General features: G+C 67.8%; 16 protein-coding genes. 14 read left to right on the forward strand and 2 right to left on the reverse strand.

Going from position 1 to position 21,037, the window contains the following annotated elements:
• Nucleotides 1-24: 24 nt before the first annotated feature.
• Entirely contained in the window at nucleotides 25-561 is a 537-nt protein-coding gene (locus B7D75_RS25175) for an NUDIX hydrolase (RefSeq protein ID WP_003157497.1), read from the reverse strand.
• Nucleotides 562-564: 3 nt separating this feature from the next.
• Complete coding sequence (locus tag B7D75_RS25180) at nucleotides 565-1,635, reverse strand: DUF2333 family protein (RefSeq protein ID WP_003157498.1); 1,071 nt, start codon at nucleotides 1,633-1,635, stop codon at nucleotides 565-567.
• A gap of 352 nt (nucleotides 1,636-1,987) precedes the next feature.
• Between B7D75_RS25180 and gcbA the strand changes: the two genes are divergently transcribed.
• The 14 genes from gcbA to retS all read left to right on the forward strand — a co-directional run bounded on the left by gcbA (nucleotide 1,988) and on the right by retS (nucleotide 20,872).
• Nucleotides 1,988-3,607: a diguanylate cyclase GcbA gene (gene gcbA, locus B7D75_RS25190; protein ID WP_003157499.1), complete on the forward strand. Its 1,620-nt coding sequence runs from the start codon at nucleotides 1,988-1,990 to the stop codon at nucleotides 3,605-3,607.
• 86 nt (nucleotides 3,608-3,693) lie between these two features.
• Nucleotides 3,694-5,667: a methyl-accepting chemotaxis protein CtpL gene (ctpL, locus tag B7D75_RS30145; protein ID WP_107114534.1), complete on the forward strand. Its 1,974-nt coding sequence runs from the start codon at nucleotides 3,694-3,696 to the stop codon at nucleotides 5,665-5,667.
• A gap of 159 nt (nucleotides 5,668-5,826) precedes the next feature.
• The gene (locus tag B7D75_RS25200) at nucleotides 5,827-7,602 is read left to right on the forward strand and encodes a protein-disulfide reductase DsbD (protein ID WP_107114535.1); all 1,776 of its coding nucleotides are present in this window, start codon (nucleotides 5,827-5,829) and stop codon (nucleotides 7,600-7,602) included.
• Between the two features lie 143 nt (nucleotides 7,603-7,745).
• Nucleotides 7,746-8,189: a type II 3-dehydroquinate dehydratase gene (aroQ, locus tag B7D75_RS25205; protein ID WP_003095385.1), complete on the forward strand. Its 444-nt coding sequence runs from the start codon at nucleotides 7,746-7,748 to the stop codon at nucleotides 8,187-8,189.
• A gap of 23 nt (nucleotides 8,190-8,212) precedes the next feature.
• Nucleotides 8,213-8,683 carry an acetyl-CoA carboxylase biotin carboxyl carrier protein gene (gene accB / locus B7D75_RS25210; protein WP_003110495.1) on the forward strand — a complete coding sequence of 157 codons (471 nt, stop codon included), beginning with the start codon at nucleotides 8,213-8,215 and terminating at the stop codon, nucleotides 8,681-8,683.
• 17 nt (nucleotides 8,684-8,700) lie between these two features.
• Complete coding sequence (gene accC, locus B7D75_RS25215) at nucleotides 8,701-10,050, forward strand: acetyl-CoA carboxylase biotin carboxylase subunit (protein WP_003095391.1); 1,350 nt, start codon at nucleotides 8,701-8,703, stop codon at nucleotides 10,048-10,050.
• Between the two features lie 110 nt (nucleotides 10,051-10,160).
• Nucleotides 10,161-11,027, forward strand: coding sequence for an EI24 domain-containing protein (locus B7D75_RS25220; RefSeq protein ID WP_058129778.1), 867 nt, complete (start codon nucleotides 10,161-10,163; stop codon nucleotides 11,025-11,027).
• An 80-nt stretch (nucleotides 11,028-11,107) separates the two neighbouring features.
• Nucleotides 11,108-11,992: a 50S ribosomal protein L11 methyltransferase gene (gene prmA, locus B7D75_RS25225; RefSeq protein ID WP_058136723.1), complete on the forward strand. Its 885-nt coding sequence runs from the start codon at nucleotides 11,108-11,110 to the stop codon at nucleotides 11,990-11,992.
• Nucleotides 11,993-12,087: 95 nt separating this feature from the next.
• On the forward strand, nucleotides 12,088-13,350 hold the full coding sequence (locus B7D75_RS25230) for a DUF3426 domain-containing protein (RefSeq protein WP_107114536.1): 1,263 nt from the start codon (nucleotides 12,088-12,090) through the stop codon (nucleotides 13,348-13,350).
• A gap of 203 nt (nucleotides 13,351-13,553) precedes the next feature.
• A complete protein-coding gene (dusB, locus tag B7D75_RS25235; protein ID WP_003155438.1) occupies nucleotides 13,554-14,552 on the forward strand; it encodes a tRNA dihydrouridine synthase DusB in 999 nt (332 codons plus the stop codon).
• The gene (gene fis / locus B7D75_RS25240; RefSeq protein ID WP_003121116.1) at nucleotides 14,549-14,872 is read left to right on the forward strand and encodes a DNA-binding transcriptional regulator Fis; all 324 of its coding nucleotides are present in this window, start codon (nucleotides 14,549-14,551) and stop codon (nucleotides 14,870-14,872) included. The genes dusB and fis overlap by 4 nt, the downstream gene beginning before the upstream one ends.
• 78 nt (nucleotides 14,873-14,950) lie before the next feature.
• A complete protein-coding gene (purH, locus tag B7D75_RS25245; RefSeq protein ID WP_058175422.1) occupies nucleotides 14,951-16,558 on the forward strand; it encodes a bifunctional phosphoribosylaminoimidazolecarboxamide formyltransferase/IMP cyclohydrolase in 1,608 nt (535 codons plus the stop codon).
• 103 nt (nucleotides 16,559-16,661) lie between these two features.
• Nucleotides 16,662-17,951 (forward strand): phosphoribosylamine--glycine ligase, encoded by a 1,290-nt coding sequence (gene purD / locus B7D75_RS25250; RefSeq protein ID WP_107114537.1) that lies wholly within the window; start codon nucleotides 16,662-16,664, stop codon nucleotides 17,949-17,951.
• A gap of 92 nt (nucleotides 17,952-18,043) precedes the next feature.
• Nucleotides 18,044-20,872, forward strand: a complete 2,829-nt coding sequence (gene retS, locus B7D75_RS25255) for a hybrid sensor histidine kinase/response regulator RetS (protein WP_033997462.1) — start codon at nucleotides 18,044-18,046, stop codon at nucleotides 20,870-20,872.
• Nucleotides 20,873-21,037: the final 165 nt, after the last annotated feature.

Raw genomic sequence — 21,037 nt, forward strand, 5'->3', positions numbered from 1 at the left:
CGGTGAAATGGCGACATCGCCGGCTCAGGCATCCAGGTACAGGCGCAACGCGCGCAGGGAGTCGGGGCAGTACGGCAGGCTGCGCGCCTCTTCCAGCGCCCGTTCGGGGCGGATGAAACGGGCTTCGGAGATTTCCTCGGGTTGCAGGCGCAAGGGTGCGTCGGAAACCGCGGAATAGACCACGCACCAGAGGCGGTTGCCCGGTTCGTCGAAGAGGAAGCGGCCGTGCTCGCGCAGGGGCACGTCGCGGATGCCCAGTTCTTCCTCCAGTTCGCGCGCGGCGGACTCTGCGTAGGCCTCGCCGGCCTGCACCATGCCGCCGGCGGCGAGATCCCAGTAGCCGGGATAGACCGCCTTGCTCAGGGTCCGGCGCTGCACGCACAGCTCGCCGGCGGAGTTGAACAGCAGGATGAAGGTGCCGCGGCCGATCAGCCCGCGCGTGCGCAGTTCGGCGCGCGGCAGGCTGCCGAGCGGGCGGTCCTGCTCGTCGACCCAGGCGATGAGTTCGGCGTCGGAGGCGGCCCGGTGGGCCACCTCCTCGGCACTGATCGGCGCGGCCATCGGTCAGCCCTGGGAGAGCAGCTGGCGCAGGTCGATCACCGCGGCGTTGGCGCGGGAAATGTAGTTGGCCATCACCAGCGAGTGGTTGGCCAGGATGCCGTAGCCGCTGCCATTCAGCACCATCGGGCTCCACAGCGGCTCCTGCGCCGCCTCCAGTTCGCGGATGATCTGCCGCACGCTGACCGTGGCGTTCTTCTTCGCCAGCACGTCGGCGAAGTCGACCTCGATGGCGCGCAGCAGGTGCGACAGCGCCCAGGCCTGGCCACGGGCCTCGTAGAAGACGTTGTCGATCTGCAGCCAGGGAGTTTCCTGGACCACCTCCTCGACCTTCGGCGCCTCGCCCGGCTGTACCTCGTCGGGGTTCTTGATGTTGGTGTTCAGCTTGACCCGGCCAACGCTCGCCGACAGTCGCTGGGAGAGAGAGCCCAGGCGGGTGGCGACGTCGCCCAGCCAGTTGTTCAGGTTGTCGGCGCGCGCGTAGAACTGCGCGTTCGGCTGGTTCGGGTCGGACAGCCGGGCCAGGTAGCGGTCCAGCGACTTGATGCCTTCCTGGTACTCCGACTCGGACGCCGGCAGCGCCCAGCTCTTGTTGTCGAAGTTGAAGCGCGGCTCGGCGCGGGCCAGGTCGGCGTCCTCGGTGGACTGGGACTGCGAGCGGGCGAAGTCCTTGCGCAGGGCGCGGCTGATGTCGCGGACCTGGACCAGCACGCCGTATTCCCAGCTGGGCATGTTGTCCATCCAGATGCCCGGCGGGAAGATGTCGTTGGAGATGTAGCCGCCCGGCTTGGTCAGCAGGGTGTCGACCACTTCCTTGAGGGTCTCCACCGTGGTGTAGCCGGTGACCATCTGCCGGCCGGCGCGCTCGGCGGCGGCCTGGGCGTCCTGCTGCACGGGGAACAGGTCGGGTTCCTGGCTCCAGTACCAGCCGACCAGCATCGCCACCAGCAGGTAGACGCCCAGCAGGCCTCCTACCACGCGCACCAGCCAGGGGCCGCCGAAGTAGGTACGCACATCATCCACGGAATTGTCCACGCGATCGCGCATGGTCCCACGACGCTTCTTCCAGTCCAGCATGGCAAGGGTCCTTAAAAACAGCTCGATAGATGGGGGATTGGACCATGGCGAACGCGTTCCGTGCCAAGCGCCAATCCTTCCAGGACGCCGAAACCTCGGCGTCGTCGGCTTTCAGCGTAGTGGAAGCCGGTTTTGTGCCGGAATGCTCAGTGAGAATTTTCCGAAACAGGCATAAGCATGCCGTAGTCCGTCGCACAAAGGCACCCACCAACAGGTGGGGATGACATTTGGAAAAGAAAAGGCTCCTCTCGTCAGCCGCCCAACGGCCGCTGGCTTTCATGGCGATAGGTGATAGCATAGAGCCATCATTCGCAGCGACGCTCTGCCGCGAAGACCACGAAAGAAGCGCGTCATGATGACCGAGCACGATGACCCGACCCTGGACCGCCTGAAGCACCACTTCGCCCAGCGAGTGATCCATCAGGCCCGGCAGGTTCTGGAGGTCTGGCAACGCCTGACCCGCGCGGAGTGGAACAGCGACGGGATGGAAGAACTTTCCGATGCCACCCTGCGCCTGCGGCGCTACGCCGAACGCTTCGAGCAGGCCGAGCATGCCCAGCTGGCCGGCGCCATCGACCGTACCCTGGACATGGTGGAAGCCAACCGCGGCCGACTCTCCAGCGAGTCGATCAGCGAACTCAACCAATTGATGCAGCGTCTGTCGCGCACCGGCCTGCGACATGGCGACCAGCTCGAGCACACCGTCCTGCCGCCGCTGCGCAAGCCGGTCTACCTGGCCCTGAAGGATCGCGAGCGCGCCGGACGCCTGGCCCAGCAACTGGAGTTCTTCGGCCTGCAGGCACTGACCTGCGAGACCGCCGACGGCTTCCGCGGCAGCATGCGCGAGCGCTACCCGGCGGCGATCGTCATGGAAGTCGACTTCGCCGGCCCCGCCATGGGCCTGCAACTGGCCAGCGAAGCCCAGGCCGGTCTCGAACACAAGCTGCCGGTGCTGTTCTTCAGCGACAGCGAGACCGACACCCCCACCCGCCTGGCCGCGGCCCGCGCCGGCGGCCAGGAGTTTTTCACCGGAACCCTGGACGCCTCCAGCGTGCTGGAAAAGATCGAGACCCTCAGCCGCCTGAGCTTCTACGAGCCGTACCGGGTGCTGATCGTCGACGACTCCCGGGCCCAGGCGCTGCACACCGAGATGATCCTCAACAGCGCCGGGATCATCACCCGCGCGCTCACCGAGCCGCTGTCGGTGATGGCCGAGCTGAGCGAGTTCCAGCCCGACCTGATCATCCTCGACATGTACATGCCCGAATGCCTGGGCACCGAACTGGCCAAGGTGATCCGCCAGCACGAGCGCCACGTCAGCGTGCCGATCATCTACCTGTCCGCCGAGGACGACCTGGACAAGCAACTGGACGCCATGAGCGAAGGCGGCGACGACTTCCTCACCAAGCCGATCCGCCCGCGCCACCTGATCGCCACCGTGCGCACCCGCGCCAGCCGCGCGCGCAGCCTCAAGGCGCGGATGGTGCGCGACAGCCTGACCGGCCTGTACAACCACACCCATACCCTGCAACTGCTCGAGGATGCCCGCCTGCGCGCGCGCCGCGATGGCCGTCCGCTGAGCTTCGCGATGCTCGACATCGACCACTTCAAGCAGGTCAACGACCGTTTCGGCCACCCCATGGGCGACCGGGTGATCAAGGGCCTGGCGCTGTTTCTCAAGCAACGCCTGCGCAAGACCGACCACATCGGCCGCTATGGCGGCGAAGAGTTCGCCGTAGTCCTCCCGGACACCGACCTGGACGCCGCGCGCCTGGTGCTCGACGAGATTCGCCAGCGCTTCGCCGAGATCCACTACCCGGCGCAACCGGCCGACCTGCGCTGCACCTTCAGTTGCGGCATCGCCGAGCTGACCCCGGACCTCGATATCAAGAGCATGGCCAAGCAGGCCGACGAGGCGCTGTACCGGGCCAAGCACGGCGGGCGCAACCGGATCGAGGTGTACCGTTCCTGAACCGGCTAATGGCGCTTTGTCATTACGTGGTAACCGAACGGAAATAACCTGCGGTCTCGCCGTTCCGTTGTCGGACGAGACCCGTCATGCGCCTCAAGCAACTCACCAACCTCAACACCCTGCTCCTGCTCACCGTCTGCCTCGCCCTGGGAATCACCCTGTGGTGGTCGCAGCGCGCCATGGAGCGTCCGTTCCAGCTGCTCGATCGCTACCTGGAGCTGTCGCAGCGCTTCGACGAACAGGTCGCGCGCAACATCCGCCAATACCTCGGCAGCGGCGACGCCGTGCGCCAGCAGGCGGCGCTGCAAGCCCTGGATCACCTCGAAGAGGCCCTGCCCCAGCTGCCTCCGGAACTGGCGCGGACCCTCGCGCCGAGCCTCGCGGACCTGCGCGGGTTCAGCGCCGGCGAGCTGCTCGCCGCCGGCAAGCTCGCCGGCGACCCGCAGGGCCTGTTGCTGCAGGCCGAGCGCGACCTGGCCGGCAACCTGGAGCAATGGTCCGCTTACCTGGAGGCCGCGGCGGATCAACCCCGGGCCGGCGCCTATCGCCCGCCGCTGCTGCTCGCCAGCCTGCACCTGACCCGCCTCAGCCTGGCCCGCGCCAAGCTGGTGGAAAGCGCCAACCCGGCGCTGGCCGGCGACGTCGAGCGCGAGCTGGCCAGCCTGCGCGAGCAGGCCGGGCGGATCGACGCCCTGCCGCTGCTCGGCGTGCTCGACGAGCAACGCTCGGCCAGCGACGACTTCGCCGCCATGATGGGGCTGGCCGGCGCCACCGAGGCCGGCGCCGGCAATGCCGAAGACCGCGGCGTGACCCTGCGACGCGAACTCGCCAGCCTGCTGCAGCGCTATCCGGACGAGCTGCGCCGCACCCGCGACCTGATCGAACGGCGCCAGCAACTGTCCGCCGACACCGGTTCCAGGCTCGATGCGGTGCGCCAGGCCCTGGCCACCCTGGAACCGCAGGTGCGCGGCGAGCGCCAGCGCCTGCAAGGCCAGGTGCGCCTGATCCAGGGTGGGATGATCGTGCTGATCCTGCTCATCGCCCTCGCCATCGACAGCCTGCAACGGCGCCTGGCACGGGTGCTCGGGCAACTGGTGCCGGCGCTCTCGGCCTGGGCCGACGGCGACTTCTCGCGGCCCATCGCCCTGCGTACCCGCACCGAAGACCTGCGCAATCTGGAAGACTCGCTGAACCGCCTGCGCAGCTTCCTTGCCGAGCTGGTCGGCGCGATCCACCGCCGCGCCGAACAGGTCGCCGGCAGCAGCCAGACCCTGGCCGAGGTCAGCAGCGGCCTGCACGCCGGAGTCGAGCGCCAGGCCGGCGATACCGGGCAGATCCGCGACGCCCTCGGCGACATGGAGGCGGCGATCCAGCAGGTTGCCGGCGATGCCAGCCAGACCGCCGACGCCAGCCGCAGCGCCGGCCAGGCGGTGGAACACGGCCAGCGGGTGATCGGCCAGAGCCTGGGCGGCCTGCGCGAGCTGGTCGACGAGGTGCAGGGCAACGCCCAGTCGATCGAACGCCTGGCCGAGGAGTCGGCGACCATCGGCAGCGTGCTGACGGTGATCCGCTCGATCGCCGAACAGACCAACCTGCTCGCCCTCAATGCCGCCATCGAGGCCGCCCGCGCCGGCGACCAGGGCCGCGGCTTCGCCGTGGTCGCCGAGGAAGTCCGCTCGCTGGCCCAGCGCACCGCCGGCGCCACCGAGGAGATCCAGCAGCTCATCGGCCGCCTGCAGCAGGCCGCGCGGCAGTCGGTGGAGGCCATGCGCAGCCAGGTCGAGCACGCCGAACGCACCGCCGAACAGGCTGGCGCGGCGGAGGGCGCGCTGGACGAAGTGGTCGCCGCGATCCACACCATCGGCGTGATGGCCGAACGCATCGCCGAAGGCTCGACCCAGCAGAGCCAGGCGGTCGGCGAGATTCGCTCGCACAGCGAACGCATCCACGCCCTGGGCGGGGAAAACCTGCGCCTGATCGGCCACAGCCGCGAACAGGGCGAGCAACTGCGGCAACTGGGCGGCGACCTGCGCACCACGGTGCAGGCCTTCCGCCTGTGAGCCTGCGGCGACGTGCCGCAAGGCGCCGGCGGAACCGCTTCCCGGCGAACCGGTCGGATTCGGTTCAGCGGAACCGGGGCAGGACCTGATCAGCCGCACGGGGCTCGATCGGGCCCGGCTTTCCGCTATCATTCCGGCTTTTGATCCGACGAGATATCCATGCGCCGCCTGCTGACCCTGATCCTCCTGCTGGTCGCCCTGCCCGCCGGCGCGGGCCTGTTCGATAGCCGCCCCTCCGCACCCCTTGGCGGCAGTGTCGATGGCGGCGACTTCCTCAAGGTCGACCAGGCTTTCAAGCCCAGCGTCGAGCGCAGCGACGCGCAGCACGTGCTGCTGCGCTTCGTCAACGCCGAGGGCTACTACCTCTACCGCCACCGCTTCCAGTTCAAGGTCGAGCCAGCCCAGGTCAGCCTCGGCCAGGTGCGGTTGCCGGCGGGCAAGCAGCACCACGACGAGTACTTCGGCGATACCGAGGTCTACTACGACATCGTCGACCTGGAGATTCCCCTGAGCAACCCGGCCCGGCAGCCCTATACCCTGGTGGTTACCTACCAGGGCTGCGCCGACAAGGGTCTCTGCTATCCCCCGGAAACCAGGCGCTTCGATATCGACGGCGGCGCCGCGACGCCGGCCACGGGCGACGCGGCCAGCAAGGGCCCGCTCGAGCACAAGGGCAAGCGCAGCCTGCTGTTCTTCTTCCTCGCCGGCCTGACCCTGACCTTCACCCCCTGCGTGCTGCCGATGCTGCCGATCCTCTCCGGAGTGGTCCTGCGCGGCCGCCCGGGCGGCGGTCGCGGCTTCGTCCTGTCGCTCGCCTACGTGCTGCCGATGGCGCTCTGCTTCGCCCTGCTCGGCGCGCTGATGGGCATGTTCGGCGCCAGCCTCAACCTCCAGGCGCAGTTGCAGTCGCCCTGGGTGCTGGTGCCGTTCGCGGCGTTCTTCGCGCTGTTCGCCGTGGCCATGTTCGGCTTCTTCGAGCTGCGCCTGCCCGGCTTCATCCGCGAGCCGCTCGACCGCCTGGCCGGCGATGCACGCGGCGGCTCGATCCTCGGCGCCGCGACCCTCGGCGTGCTCTCCAGCCTGCTGGTCTCGCCCTGCGTCTCCGCCCCGCTGGCCGCCTCGCTGCTCTATATCAGCGCCAGCGGCGACGCCTGGGGTGGCGGCCTGCAACTGTTCGCCCTCGGTCTCGGCATGGGCACCCCGCTGGTGATCTTCGGCGCCGGCGGCGGCGCCCTGCTGCCCAGGAGCGGAGCCTGGATGAACGGCGTGCGCAATGCCTTCGGCGTGCTCCTGCTGGCGGTCGCCGTGTGGCTGCTGGAGCGGGTAGTGTCCGGCCCGGTGGCGCTGATGCTCTGGGGCATGCTCGCCGGCGGCGCCGGCCTGGCCCTGGGCGCCCTCGAATTCACCCCGAAAAGCGCCGGACGCCGCCTGCTGCAACTGCTCGGCCTGATGTTCCTGACCTACGCGGTGGCCGCCTGGGTCGGCGCCCTGCAGGGCGAGTCGGATCCGATCCACCCGCTGGGTCGCTCGGTGCCGTCGATCCACGCCGGGCCGCCGAGCACGCCCGGCGAGTGGCGGAACCTGACCACCCCGGCGCAGCTGGACGCCGCCCTGGCCGAGGCGCGCCAGGCCGGCAAGCCGGTGCTGCTGGACTGGTACGCGGACTGGTGCATCAGTTGCAAGGTCATCGAGCGCCAGGTCCTCACCGATCCCGCGGTGCAGGCGCAACTGCCGGCTTATCGCCTGCTGCGCTTCGACATCACCGAAAGCAACCCGGCCCAGCGCAGCCTGCTGGACCGCTACAACCTGTTCGGGCCGCCGGCGATCCTGTTCTTCGCCCCCGGCGGTGACGAATGGAGCGACTTGCGCGTCATCGGAGAGATCGACGCCGCCGGGCTCGCCGAACGGCTGCGCCGGGCCGCTACCCGGCAGTGACATGCGCTGACACACTTCTGCCGCAATTGCCGGTCAACATGCGGCGATCTACTGCAATCTAACAGTGACTGGACAGTCATAAGGAAATTCCGGCATAGTGCCCGCTTGCCGTTTGCAGCCTGTACAGGACAATCAACAAGACAATGGCGACCCTCCTCGTATTGCACGGGCCGAACCTGAACCTGCTGGGTACCCGCGAGCCCGGCACCTACGGTTCGACCACCCTCGGGCAGATCAACCAGGACCTCGAGCGCCGCGCCCGCGAAGCCGGCCATCACCTGCTGCATCTGCAAAGCAACGCCGAATACGAACTGATCGACCGGATCCACGCCGCGCGCGACGAAGGCGTGGACTTCATCATCATCAATCCGGCGGCATTCACCCATACCAGCGTCGCGTTACGTGACGCGCTGCTTGCGGTGAGCATCCCATTCATCGAAGTGCACCTGTCGAACGTGCACAAACGTGAACCTTTCCGGCATCACTCCTACTTCTCCGACGTGGCGGTAGGGGTGATCTGCGGTCTCGGCGCCACAGGCTACCGCCTGGCCCTGGAATCCGCCCTTGAACAACTTCAACGCCCCTGACCTCACTGGGAGTGCTAGCGCTAATGGACATTCGTAAAGTCAAGAAACTGATCGAGCTGCTGGAAGAGTCCGGTATCGACGAGCTGGAAATCCGCGAAGGCGAAGAGTCGGTACGCATCAGCCGTCACAGCAAGACCGCCGCCCAGCCGGTGTACGCACAGGCTCCGGCCTTCGCCGCACCGGTCGCCGCGCCGGCACCGGCAGCCGCCGCTCCGGCCGCCGCTGCCGCGGAAAGCGCCCCGGCCGCGCCGAAGCTGAACGGCAACGTGGTTCGCTCGCCGATGGTTGGCACCTTCTACCGCGCCGCCTCGCCGACCTCGGCCAACTTCGTCGAAGTCGGCCAGAGCGTGAAGAAAGGCGACATCCTGTGCATCGTCGAAGCCATGAAGATGATGAACCACATCGAAGCCGAAGTAAGCGGCACCATCGAGTCGATCCTGGTGGAGAACGGCCAGCCGGTTGAGTTCGACCAGCCGCTGTTCACCATCGTCTAAGCCGCGGGGAACCTGCGATGTTGGAAAAAGTGCTGATCGCCAACCGCGGCGAAATCGCCTTGCGCATCCTTCGCGCATGCAAGGAGCTGGGGATCAAGACGGTGGCGGTACACTCCACCGCCGACCGCGAGCTGATGCACCTGTCGCTCGCCGACGAATCGGTGTGCATCGGCCCGGCCCCGGCCACCCAGTCGTACCTGCAGATCCCGGCGATCATCGCCGCGGCCGAGGTCACCGGTGCCACCGCGATCCACCCCGGCTACGGCTTCCTCGCCGAGAACGCCGACTTCGCCGAGCAGATCGAACGCTCCGGCTTCACCTTCGTCGGCCCGACCGCCGAGGTGATCCGCCTGATGGGCGACAAGGTCTCGGCCAAGGACGCCATGAAGCGCGCCGGCGTCCCCACCGTGCCGGGCTCCGACGGCCCGCTGCCGGAAGATGAAGAGACCGCCCTGGCGATCGCCCGCGAGGTCGGCTACCCGGTGATCATCAAGGCCGCCGGCGGCGGCGGCGGGCGCGGCATGCGCGTGGTCTACGACGAATCCGAGCTGATCAAGTCGGCCAAGCTGACCCGCACCGAGGCCGGCGCGGCGTTCGGCAACCCGATGGTCTACCTGGAGAAGTTCCTGACCAACCCGCGCCACGTGGAAGTCCAGGTGCTTTCCGACGGCCAGGGCAACGCCATCCACCTCGGCGACCGCGACTGCTCCCTGCAGCGCCGCCACCAGAAGGTGATCGAAGAGGCGCCGGCCCCCGGCATCGACGAGAAGGCCCGCCAGGAAGTCTTCGCCCGCTGCGTCCAGGCCTGCATCGAGATCGGCTACCGCGGCGCCGGCACCTTCGAGTTCCTCTACGAGAACGGCCGCTTCTACTTCATCGAGATGAACACTCGCGTGCAGGTGGAGCACCCGGTATCGGAGATGGTCACCGGTGTCGACATCGTCAAGGAGATGCTGCGCATCGCCTCCGGCGAGAAGCTCTCGATCCGCCAGGAGGACGTGGTCATCCGCGGCCATGCGCTGGAATGCCGGATCAACGCCGAAGATCCGAAGACCTTCATGCCCAGCCCGGGCAAGGTCAAGCACTTCCATGCCCCGGGCGGCAACGGCGTGCGCGTCGACTCGCACCTCTACAGCGGCTACAGCGTGCCGCCGAACTACGACTCGCTGGTCGGCAAGGTCATCACCTACGGTGCCGACCGCGACGAGGCGCTGGCGCGGATGCGCAATGCCCTGGACGAGTTGATCGTCGACGGTATCAAGACCAACACCGAACTGCACAAGGACCTGGTGCGCGACGCCGCCTTCTGCAAGGGCGGGGTGAACATCCATTACCTGGAGAAGAAACTGGGTATGGACAAGCACTGATCCGTCAGTCGCTGCGCACAAGGGCTGCCTCCGGGCGGCCCTTGTCGTTTCCGCCTGCCGGCCGCCCCAACGGTGCTATCCTCGTCGCCCCTCCACCACCGGACTCCTGCATGGAACGCATCCGCCGCTGGTACCGCCAATCGCTGGCCGCCGCGACCGAGGCCGCGACCTGCTTCGCCCTGGGTTTCAGGGAAAGCCTGCAACCCGCCGCCCTCTTCCGCTCCGCGGGCCTGTGCATACTCGTCAGCGTGCTGTGCACCTGGCTGTTCGTGCATTTCTTCGAACCGATCATCCGCCTCTGCGGCTGGGCCGCGCTGTACACGGCATTCAGCGTGGCCAACTTCGCCCTGATCCCCAACGGCTCGCTGATCGAGGCCGGCAGCGGTGGCCCGTACTTCGATCCGCTGGCGGCCTTCAACGGCCTGGCGGGACTGGCGCAACTGGCGTTCTATTTCGTCGGCTATGCCGCGCTGTTCTTCGTCGCCCTGTACGCCGCCAGCATCGTCTTCGGCATCCGCCTGGGCCTGCGCATCGGCCTGCTCGGACAACTGAAGGAGCAGGTCCGCCAACGCTACCCGCGACTGGCACCCGCTTCCGGCGAAAGGATCTCGCTGTGGCGTGCCGCCGGCTTCCGCCTGGCGCCCTGGCTGGGCGTTTCCGGATCGATCCTGGTCGGCCTGCTGGTTCCGCTCTACAACGGTGTACTCCTGCTACTGGCGCTGGCCTACCTGAACATCCGCTTCCTGCTGCCCGCCACGCTGGCCGGGCTGGCCGATGCCGGCGAGCAGCTCGCCGTGCTGCGCGCCCGCCGCGGCAGCCTGTTGCTGTTCGGCCTGCTGATACTGCTCCTGGCGCTGGTGCCGCTGCTCAACCTGCTGCTGCCGGCGGTGCTCGGCGGCGGTACCTGCCACCTGGCCAATCGCGGCCTGGCGCAACTGCGCGGCGAGGCCACGGCAGAGAGTGGCAGCGCCGGCTAGCCTCAAGTAAGCTTGCGCGGTGGAAAACGGGCCGCCCCTGGGCGGCCCGTTTCGTTTACAGCCGCAACAGAGGTCGCCCCATGCCCTGGTTACAAGTTCGCCTGGCCATCACCCCGGAACAGGCCGAAACCTACGAAGATGCCCTGCTCGAAGTCGGCGCCGTCTCCGTGACCTTCATGGACGCCGAAGACCAGCCGATCTTCGAGCCGGACCTGGGCACCACCCCGCTGTGGTCGCGCACCCACCTGCTGGCGCTGTTCGAAGCGGACACCGACGAGACCGCCCTGCTCGCCCACCTCGCCTTGCTTACCGGCGGCGAACTGCCCGAGCACCATGTCGAGGAAATCGCCGACCAGGACTGGGAACGCAGCTGGATGGACAACTTCCAGCCGATGCGTTTCGGCCGCCGCCTGTGGATCGTGCCGAGCTGGCACGCCGCCCCGGAGCCGGACGCGGTCAATCTGCTGCTCGATCCGGGCCTGGCCTTCGGCACCGGCACCCACCCGACCACCGCGCTGTGCCTGGAATGGCTCGACGGCCAGGAACTGGCCGGCCGGCAGGTGCTCGACTTCGGCTGCGGCTCGGGAATCCTCGCCATCGCCGCGCTGCTGCTCGGCGCCGAACGGGCGGTCGGCACCGACATCGACCCGCAGGCCCTGGAAGCCTCGCGCGACAATGCCTCGCGCAACGGCATCGAGCCCGCGCGGTTCCCTGTCTACCTGCCGGCGGACCTGCCGCGGCAGCAGGCCGACGTGCTGGTCGCCAATATCCTCGCCGGCCCGCTGGTTTCCCTCGCCCCGCAACTGACCGGCCTGGTCCGTCCCGGCGGCCTGCTGGCACTGTCCGGCATCCTCGCCGAGCAGGCCGAGGAGGTACGCGAGGCCTACTCCGCACACTTCGATCTCGACCCGACTGCCGAACGCGAGGGCTGGATCCGCATCAGCGGCCGCCGCCGCGCCGATTGATGGCGCGCCGCCAGCCACCACTGATCCCGCCCCACTGCCTTCGTGCAAGAAGCTTGGGGTAGACTAGCCGCCGGATTTTCCCTACGGATCGCCGCATGAGCGAAAGCGTCATCACCCAATGTCCCCATTGCAGCACCAGTTTCCGCGTCAGCGACGCGCAACTGGGCGCCGCCAATGGCGCGGTCCGCTGCGGCACCTGCCTGAAAGTCTTCAACGCCCTGCAGCACCAGGTGGGCGGAGCGCCGCGCGCCAGTGCGCCAGCGCCATCTCCGGCGCAGCCCGCGGTGGCGCCACCCGCCCCGTCCGCCACCACGCCGACGCCAGCCCCGGCTTCGCGCCCGCGCGACGAAACCCTGTGGATCCATGACGACCTCGACCTGGACAGCCTCAACCTCGACGAGGAACTGGCCAAGCTCGACGAATTCGAGCTGGACCAGGAGTTCTCCAGCATCGAGAAAGCCCCGCGACCGGCGGAAAGCCTGCTGGCGCGCCGCGACGACGAACGCGATCCACATGACGAACGCTGGGCCGAGGCGCTGATCGCCGATGCCGAACCGGCCCAGCCGGCGCGCGGCAATCCGCGCCAGGAACCGAGCCTCGGCGAACCGCTGGCGGAAGAGCGGGTATCCTTCGTGCCGCTGCGCCGCGCCGAGGATCCGCCGGAACTTCGCCTCAGCCTCGATGACGACGACGAGCCCCGCCTCGGCAAGCGCCGCCACGGCCTGAGCGCCCTGGATGAAGACGACGAGGAAAGCGCCGAGGAACAGTCCGTCGCGCCCCAGGGCAGCGCCCGCAAACCGGACGAGGCGCCGGTCGAGAGTCTCGACCAGTTGCGCGACGAACCGCTGCAACTGGCCTGGGAAAAGCCCAGGCGCCAGTGGCCGCGCCGCCTCGGCTGGCTGCTGCTGATCCTGCTGGCGCTCGGCGGCCTCGCCGCGCAGTACGTCGCCTACCACTTCGACGAACTGGCGCGGCAGGACGCGTACCGTCCCTGGTTCGCCCAGTTCTGTCCGGAAATCGGCTGCACCCTTCCCTCCAAGGTCGACGTGGAGCAGATCAGGAGCAGCAACCTGGTGGTCCGCAGCCACCCCGAGTTCAGCGGCGCGCTGGTGGTCGACGCGATCATCTACAACCGCGCCAGCTTCTCGCAGCCCTTCCCTCTGCTGGAACTGCGCTTCGCCGATCTCAACGGCCACCTGATCGCCAACCGCCGCTTCAAGCCCGGCGAGTACCTGGGCGGCGAGCTGGCCGGCCGCACGGAGATGCCGCCGCAGGTCCCGATCCACGTGTCGCTGGACATCCTCGACCCGGGACCGAAGGCGGTGAACTACAGCCTGAGCTTTCATTCTCCGGAATGACCGGAAACGCGCTTGCGGTCGCCGACGGAGCGCGACGGCCAACCGCTCGCGAAGGGCGCCGGACGCAAGTGCCGCTCGTCTTCCAACTGTAAGAACTAAGGAAGCGGCTGTTCAGAATTTATCCAAAACAGCCTTTATCCGGTCATCCAGAGCGGGTATCATGCCCTCCCTTTTTTCGCAGCACCGCAAGACAGGGAAGCCCCATGTCGGTGGTACGCATCGGCCCATATACACTGCCCAACAGACTGATCCTCGCGCCGATGGCCGGGGTGACCGATCGTCCGTTCCGTCAGCTTTGCCGTCGCCTTGGCGCCGGGATGGTGGTATCGGAGATGGTGACCAGCGACGTCCGCCTGTGGAACAGCCGCAAGTCGCGCCTGCGCCTGATCCACGATGGCGAGGACGAGCCGCGCTCGGTGCAGATCGCCGGCGGCGATCCGGCGATGCTGGCCGAGGCGGCGCAACGCAATGTGGAACTCGGTGCGCAGATCATCGACATCAACATGGGCTGCCCGGCGAAGAAGGTATGCAACAAGGCAGCGGGGTCCGCCCTGCTGCGGGACGAGGCGCTGGTCGCCGAAATCCTCGATGCCGTGGTCAGGGCGGTCGACGTACCGGTCACCCTGAAGATCCGGACCGGCTGGGACCGGGACAACCGTAACGGCGTCACCGTCGCGAGGCTCGCCGAACAGGCGGGGATCCAGGCTCTTGCGGTGCATGGCCGGACCCGCGCCGACCTGTACACCGGGGAGGCGGAGTACGAGACCATCGCGGCGATCAAGCAGGCCGTGTCGATACCGGTGTTCGCCAATGGCGACATCGATTCGCCGGAGAAGGCCAGGAAAGTCATCGAGCAGACCGGGGTGGACGCCCTGCTGATCGGTCGGGCCGCCCAGGGGAGACCGTGGATTTTCCGCGAGATCGACCATTACCTGCGGACCGGCGAACACCTGCCGGCGGCGCCGCTTCCCGAAGTGGAGAGTATCCTGCTCGAACACCTCGCGGAGCTGCACCTTTTTTATGGGGAAGAAATGGGTGTGCGGATCGCCCGCAAACATGTGGGGTGGTATCTCGCGACTCTGCCGGGCGCAAGGGAATTCCGCGCCCAGTTCAATCGTTTGCAGGACACGGATGCGCAGTGCGCCAGCGTCAGGCAGTTCTTCGCCGAGCGCCAGAACAACGGAACAGGGGTGGCCGCATGACAACGATGACGACCGAGACTTTAGTGAGTGGAACAACGCCCGTGAGCGACAACGCCAACCTGAAACAGCACCTCACCACGCCGACGCAAGAAGGGCAGACCCTGCGCGACAGCGTGGAGAAGGCATTGCACAACTATTTCGCCCACCTCGAGGGGCAGCCGGTCACGGACGTGTACAACATGGTGCTCTGCGAAGTCGAAGCGCCGCTGCTGGAAACCGTCATGAACCACGTCAAGGGGAACCAGACCAAGGCCTCCGAGCTGCTCGGCCTGAACCGCGGGACCCTGCGCAAGAAACTCAAGCAATACGACCTTCTTTAAGAGCGGCGGCGGGCTCCGGCCAAGGGCGCGCGCCCGGCCGGCACCCGCGGCCGCAAGCCAGCCCTCAGGACCCTTGCAATGACCGACCAAACCACCCGCCTGCCCATCCGCCGCGCGCTGATCAGCGTTTCCGACAAGACCGGCGTCGTCGACTTCGCCCGTGAGCTGGTCGCCCTCGGCGTGGAAATCCTCTCCACCGGCGGCACCTACAAGCTGCTCCGGGACAACGGCATCGCCGCCGTGGAAGTGGCCGACTACACCGGCTTCCCGGAAATGATGGACGGTCGGGTGAAAACCCTGCACCCGAAGGTGCATGGCGGCATCCTCGGTCGCCGCGACCTCGACGGCGCGGTCATGGAGCAGCACGGCATCAAGCCGATCGACCTGGTGGCGGTCAACCTGTATCCCTTCGAGGCCACGGTGGCCAGGCCCGACTGCGACCTGCCGAGCGCCATCGAGAACATCGACATCGGCGGGCCGACCATGGTCCGTTCGGCGGCGAAGAACCACAAGGACGTCGCCATCGTGGTCAACGCCGGCGACTACTCCGCCGTGGTCGAGGCCCTCAAGGCCGGCGGCCTGACCTACGCCCAGCGTTTCGACCTGGCCCTCAAGGCGTTCGAGCACACCTCCGCCTACGACGGCATGATCGCCAACTACCTGGGCACCATCGACCAGACCCGCGACACCCTCGGCACCGCCGACCGCGGCGCCTTCCCGCGCACCTTCAACAGCCAGTTCGTCAAGGCCCAGGAAATGCGCTACGGCGAGAACCCGCACCAGAGCGCGGCGTTCTACGTCGAGGCGAAGAAGGGCGAGGCCAGCGTCTCCACCGCCATCCAGTTGCAGGGCAAGGAACTGTCGTTCAACAACGTCGCCGACACCGACGCCGCCCTGGAATGCGTGAAGAGCTTCCTCAAGCCGGCCTGCGTGATCGTCAAGCATGCCAACCCCTGCGGCGTCGCCGTGGTGCCGGAAGACGAAGGCGGCATCCGCAAGGCCTACGACCTCGCCTACGCCACCGATAGCGAATCGGCGTTCGGCGGCATCATCGCCTTCAACCGCGAGCTGGACGGCGAAACCGCCAGAGCCATCGTCGAGCGCCAGTTCGTCGAGGTGATCATCGCGCCGAAGATTTCCGCCGCCGCTCGCGAGGTGGTCGCCGCCAAGGCCAACGTACGCCTGCTCGAATGCGGCGAATGGCCAGCCGAGCGCGCCCCGGGCTGGGACTTCAAGCGGGTCAACGGCGGCCTGCTGGTACAGAGTCGCGACATCGGCATGATCAAGGCCGAGGACCTGAAGATCGTCACTCGCCGCGCCCCTACCGAGCAGGAGATCCACGACCTGATCTTCGCCTGGAAGGTGGCCAAGTTCGTCAAGTCCAACGCCATCGTCTACGCCAGGAACCGCCAGACCGTCGGCGTCGGCGCCGGCCAGATGAGCCGGGTCAACTCCGCCCGCATCGCCGCGATCAAGGCCGAGCACGCCGGCCTGGAAGTGAAAGGCGCGGTGATGGCTTCCGACGCCTTCTTCCCGTTCCGCGACGGTATCGACAACGCGGCCAAGGCCGGCATCACCGCGGTGATCCAGCCGGGCGGCTCGATGCGCGACAACGAAGTGATCGCGGCGGCCGACGAGGCGGATATCGCGATGGTGTTCACTGGCATGCGCCATTTCCGCCATTGAGTATCACGGCGGCTGAGCGCGACGCGGTCAGCCGCCCTACCCACGAATTTCACGCAGGGCGGATAACGCGGCGCGTTATCCGCCGTTGCGCCAGGAGAATCCCATGAACGTACTCATCATCGGCAGCGGCGGTCGCGAACATGCCCTGGCCTGGAAGGTCGCCCAGGACCCGCGCGTGGCCAAGGTCTTCGTCGCCCCGGGCAACGCCGGCACCGCCACCGAGGCCAAGTGCGAGAACGTCGCCATCGACGTGCTGGCCCTGGAGCAACTGGCCGACTTCGCCGCGAAGAACGTCCAGCTGACCATCGTCGGTCCCGAGGCGCCGCTGGTGGCGGGCGTGGTCGACCTGTTCCGCGAGCGCGGCCTGGATATCTTCGGCCCGACCGCTGGCGCCGCCCAGCTGGAAGGTTCCAAGGCCTTCACCAAGGACTTCCTCGCCCGCCACCGGATCCCCACCGCCGCCTATCGCAACTTCACCGAGGTCGAGCCGGCCCTGGCCTACCTGCGCGAGCAGGGCGCGCCCATCGTCATCAAGGCCGATGGCCTGGCCGCGGGCAAGGGCGTGATCGTCGCCATGAGCCTGGACGAAGCCGAAGCCGCCGTGCGCGACATGCTCGCCGGCAATGCCTTCGGCGACGCCGGTTCGCGCGTGGTGATCGAAGAGTTCCTCGACGGCGAGGAAGCCAGCTTCATCGTCATGGTCGACGGCAAGAACGTGCTGCCGATGGCCACCAGCCAGGATCACAAGCGTGTCGGCGACGGCGACAGCGGGCCGAACACCGGCGGCATGGGCGCCTACTCGCCGGCACCGGTGGTCACCGCCGAGGTCCACCAGCGGGTGCTGGACGAAGTGATCTATCCGACCGTGCGCGGCATGGCCGAGGAAGGCAACGTCTATACCGGCTTCCTCTATGCCGGCCTGATGATCGACAAGAGCGGCGCGCCCAAGGTCATCGAATTCAACTGCCGCTTCGGCGATCCGGAAACCCAGCCGATCATGGTCCGCCTGGAGTCCTCCCTGGTGCTGCTGGTCGAGGCCGCCCTGGCCAAGGCGCTGGACAAGGTCGAGGCGACCTGGGACCCGCGTCCGACCGTAGGCGTGGTACTGGCCGCCGGCGGCTATCCGGGCGACTACGCCAAGGGCGAGGTCATCGAAGGCCTGGCCGAGGCCGCCGCGCTGGACGGCAAGGTGTTCCACGCCGGCACCGCGCTGAAGGATGGCCAGGTGGTCACCTCCGGCGGCCGCGTGCTCTGTGCCACCGCCATCGGCGAGAGCGTGTCCGCCGCCCAGCAGCAGGCCTATCGCCTGGCCGGGAAGATCCGCTGGAACGGCTGCTTCTACCGCAAGGACATCGGCTACCGTGCCATCGCCCGCGAGTGCGGCGAGTCCTGACCGGACCCGAGGCCGCGGCGCTTGCGCGGCCTATGCCGTTGCCACGGCCACTTGGCTATAATCCGGCCATTCACCTTCGAAGGGACTTCGCCGTGGTACGGCTTCGGATCGCCATAGGACTACTCGTCAGCTGCCTGCTGCTTCTGCTCGGTCCGATCTCGCCGGCGGTCGCGGACGACTCCGGCGTTTCCAGCGTTCCCCTGCAAACCACCGCCACTACCCCCAGCGCCAACCAGAACTGGCGCGTGCTGCGCGACGAGAGCGCGCAGCTGCGGATCGCCGACGTGTTGCAGCGCAAGGAACAGTTCCGTCCGCTGGCCAAGCGTTCCTTCATCTTCCCCGCCAGCACCCAGGCGGTCTGGCTACAGGTGCAACTGCCCGAACAGAAGGCGCCGAGCTGGCTGTGGATCTTCGCCCCGCGCGTGCAGTACCTGGACTACTACCTGGTGCAGGACGGCCAGCTGGTCCGCGACCAGCACACCGGCGAGTCGCGACCGTTCCAGGAACGCCCGCTGCCGTCGCGCTCCTACCTGTTCTCGCTGCCGGTCGACGGCAAGCCGATGACCCTGTACGTGCGGATGACCTCCAACCATCCGCTGATGGCCTGGTTCGACCAGATCGACGAAGCCGGCCTGGTCGGCCTGGAGAAGCCGGCCTACGCCTTCGGCATGCTGCTCGGCGGCATGCTCCTGCTGCTGATGTACAACCTGATCCGCTTCGCCTACTCGCGCAGCGCCAGCAGCCTGTGGCTGGCGGCTGTGCACGCGGCGCTGGCGGTCTGCGCCGCGGCCAACCTGGGGCTGGTGGCGTTCTGGCTGCCGGGACTCAGGTTCAACCAGTCGCTGACCGCCGACCTCGGTGCCCTCGGCGCCGCGGTGAGCCTGCTGTGGTTCGCCTGCAGCTTCTTCCGCGGCACCGCGGAAAGCCGCCTGAACCGTCTGCTGCAAGGCGAGGCGCTGCTGATCCTGGCGGTCGGCGCGATCATCGCCTTCACCCAGCAACTCTGGTTCAGCTGGCTGATCTACCTGCTGGTGATCCTCAGTTCGCTCAGCGTCCCGCTGGTCGCGGCCTGGCACTGGTATCGCGGCTACCAGCCGGCGCGCCTGATCGTCGCCGGGATGATCGTGTTCAACGCCGGCTTCATGGTGTTCCTGCCGGTACTGTTCGGCACCAGGCAACTCGATCCGGGCTGGCTGGTGCTCGGCGTGTTCAGCTTCGCCACCCTCGCCGGGCTGGTCCTGAGCGTCTCGCTCACCGAACGCCAGCGGCTGATCCAGCAGCTCAACCTGCAACAGCGCACCAGCGAGGCGGCGCACACCGCGGAATTGCAGACCAAGGCCGAGTTCCTGGCCAAGATCAGCCACGAGATCCGCACGCCCATGAACGGCGTGTTGGGGATGACCGAACTGCTCCTCGGCACCCCGTTGTCGGCCAAGCAGCGTGACTACGTGCAGACCATCCACAGCGCCGGCAACGAGCTGCTCACGCTGATCAACGAGATCCTCGACATCTCCAAGCTGGAGTCCGGGCAGATCGAGCTGGACGAAGTGCAGTTCGACCTCAACGCGCTGATCGAGGACTGCCTGGATATCTTCCGGGTCAAGGCCGAGCAGCAGCGCATCGAGCTGATCAGCTTCACCCAGCCGCAGGTGCCGCGGGTCATCGGCGGCGATCCGACGCGCCTGCGCCAGGTGGTCCTGAGCCTGCTGGACAACGCGTTCAAGCAGACCGAGGAAGGCGAGATCCTGCTGGTGGTGGCCCTCGACGAGCAGAGCGGGGCGCCGCGCCTGCGCATCGCCGTGCAGGACAGCGGCCACCCGTTCGACGCCAAGGAACGCGAGGCGCTGCTCACCGCCGAGCTGCACAGCGGCGACTTCCTTTCCGCCAGCAAGCTCGGCAGCCACCTCGGCCTGATCATCGCCCGCCAACTGGTGCGGCTGATGGGTGGGGAGTTCGGCATCCAGTCCGGCAGCAGCCAGGGCACCACCCTGTCGCTGACCCTGCCGCTCGACCCGCAGCAACTGGAGAACCCCACCGCCGACCTCGACGGCCCGCTGCAGGGCGCGCGGCTGCTGGTGGTGGACGACAACGAAACCTGCCGCAAGGTGCTCCTGCAGCAGTGCAGCGGCTGGGGCCTGAACGTCAGCGCGGTGTCCTCGGGCAAGGAGGCGCTGGCCCAGTTGCGCACCAAGGCGCACCTGCGCGAGTACTTCGACGTGGTCCTGCTCGACCAGGACATGCCCGGCATGACCGGCATGCAACTGGCGGCGAAGATCAAGGAAGACCCCAACCTCAACCACGACATCCTGCTGATCATGCTCACCGGGATCAGCAACGCGCCAAGCAAGATCATCGCCCGCAACGCCGGGATCAAGCGCATCCTGGCCAAGCCGGTGGCCGGCTATACGCTCAAGGCGACCCTCGCCGACGAACTCGCCCAGCGCGGCGTCAGCGGCGTCACCAACTACCTCCACCCGGCCAAGGAAGCGCAGGCGCCGAGCCTGCCGAGCGACTTCCGGATCCTCGTCGCCGAGGACAACAGCATCTCCACCAAGGTCATCCGCGGCATGCTGAACAAGCTCAACCTGCAGCCGGACACCGCCAGCAACGGCCAGGAGGCGCTCGCCGCGATGAAGGCCACCCAGTACGACCTGGTGCTGATGGACTGCGAGATGCCGGTGCTCGACGGCTTCTCCGCCACCGAGCAGCTACGCGCCTGGGAAGCCCACGAACAGCGCCCGCATACCCCGGTGGTGGCGCTCACCGCGCACATCCTCAGCGAGCACAAGGAGCGCGCGCGGCTGGTCGGCATGGACGGGCACATGGCCAAGCCGGTGGAACTGTCGCAACTGCGCGAGCTGATCGCCTACTGGGTCGGCGAACGCGACCGCCGCCGCCAGGGCGACGCCCTGCCCTCCTGAGGGCAGCGACGTACTCCGGCGCTGCACCCGGCCTCCGCCACGGCGGATAACCGCACGCGGTTATTCGCCCTGTACCCAGGCGGCGCCCGACTCCCGACGCCGACGGCGTTGTCCGCCGACACGCGGGCTCGTTGTCACCTGCCACGCGAACCGGCATATTGCCAA

The sequence above is a fragment of the Pseudomonas paraeruginosa genome, assembly GCF_003025345.2.
Lineage (GTDB): Bacteria > Pseudomonadota > Gammaproteobacteria > Pseudomonadales > Pseudomonadaceae > Pseudomonas > Pseudomonas paraeruginosa.

Bases quoted from the DNA above. Each gene is read 5' to 3' on its own strand.
- B7D75_RS25175 (WP_003157497.1), bottom strand. From the start codon at position 561: ATGGCCGCGCCGATCAGTGCCGAGGAGGTGGCCCACCGGGCCGCCTCC.
- B7D75_RS25180 (WP_003157498.1), bottom strand. From the start codon at position 1,635: ATGCTGGACTGGAAGAAGCGTCGTGGGACCATGCGCGATCGCGTGGAC.
- gcbA (WP_003157499.1), top strand. From the start codon at position 1,988: ATGATGACCGAGCACGATGACCCGACCCTGGACCGCCTGAAGCACCAC.
- ctpL (WP_107114534.1), top strand. From the start codon at position 3,694: ATGCGCCTCAAGCAACTCACCAACCTCAACACCCTGCTCCTGCTCACC.
- B7D75_RS25200 (WP_107114535.1), top strand. From the start codon at position 5,827: ATGCGCCGCCTGCTGACCCTGATCCTCCTGCTGGTCGCCCTGCCCGCC.
- aroQ (WP_003095385.1), top strand. From the start codon at position 7,746: ATGGCGACCCTCCTCGTATTGCACGGGCCGAACCTGAACCTGCTGGGT.
- accB (WP_003110495.1), top strand. From the start codon at position 8,213: ATGGACATTCGTAAAGTCAAGAAACTGATCGAGCTGCTGGAAGAGTCC.
- accC (WP_003095391.1), top strand. From the start codon at position 8,701: ATGTTGGAAAAAGTGCTGATCGCCAACCGCGGCGAAATCGCCTTGCGC.
- B7D75_RS25220 (WP_058129778.1), top strand. From the start codon at position 10,161: ATGGAACGCATCCGCCGCTGGTACCGCCAATCGCTGGCCGCCGCGACC.
- prmA (WP_058136723.1), top strand. From the start codon at position 11,108: ATGCCCTGGTTACAAGTTCGCCTGGCCATCACCCCGGAACAGGCCGAA.
- B7D75_RS25230 (WP_107114536.1), top strand. From the start codon at position 12,088: ATGAGCGAAAGCGTCATCACCCAATGTCCCCATTGCAGCACCAGTTTC.
- dusB (WP_003155438.1), top strand. From the start codon at position 13,554: ATGTCGGTGGTACGCATCGGCCCATATACACTGCCCAACAGACTGATC.
- fis (WP_003121116.1), top strand. From the start codon at position 14,549: ATGACAACGATGACGACCGAGACTTTAGTGAGTGGAACAACGCCCGTG.
- purH (WP_058175422.1), top strand. From the start codon at position 14,951: ATGACCGACCAAACCACCCGCCTGCCCATCCGCCGCGCGCTGATCAGC.
- purD (WP_107114537.1), top strand. From the start codon at position 16,662: ATGAACGTACTCATCATCGGCAGCGGCGGTCGCGAACATGCCCTGGCC.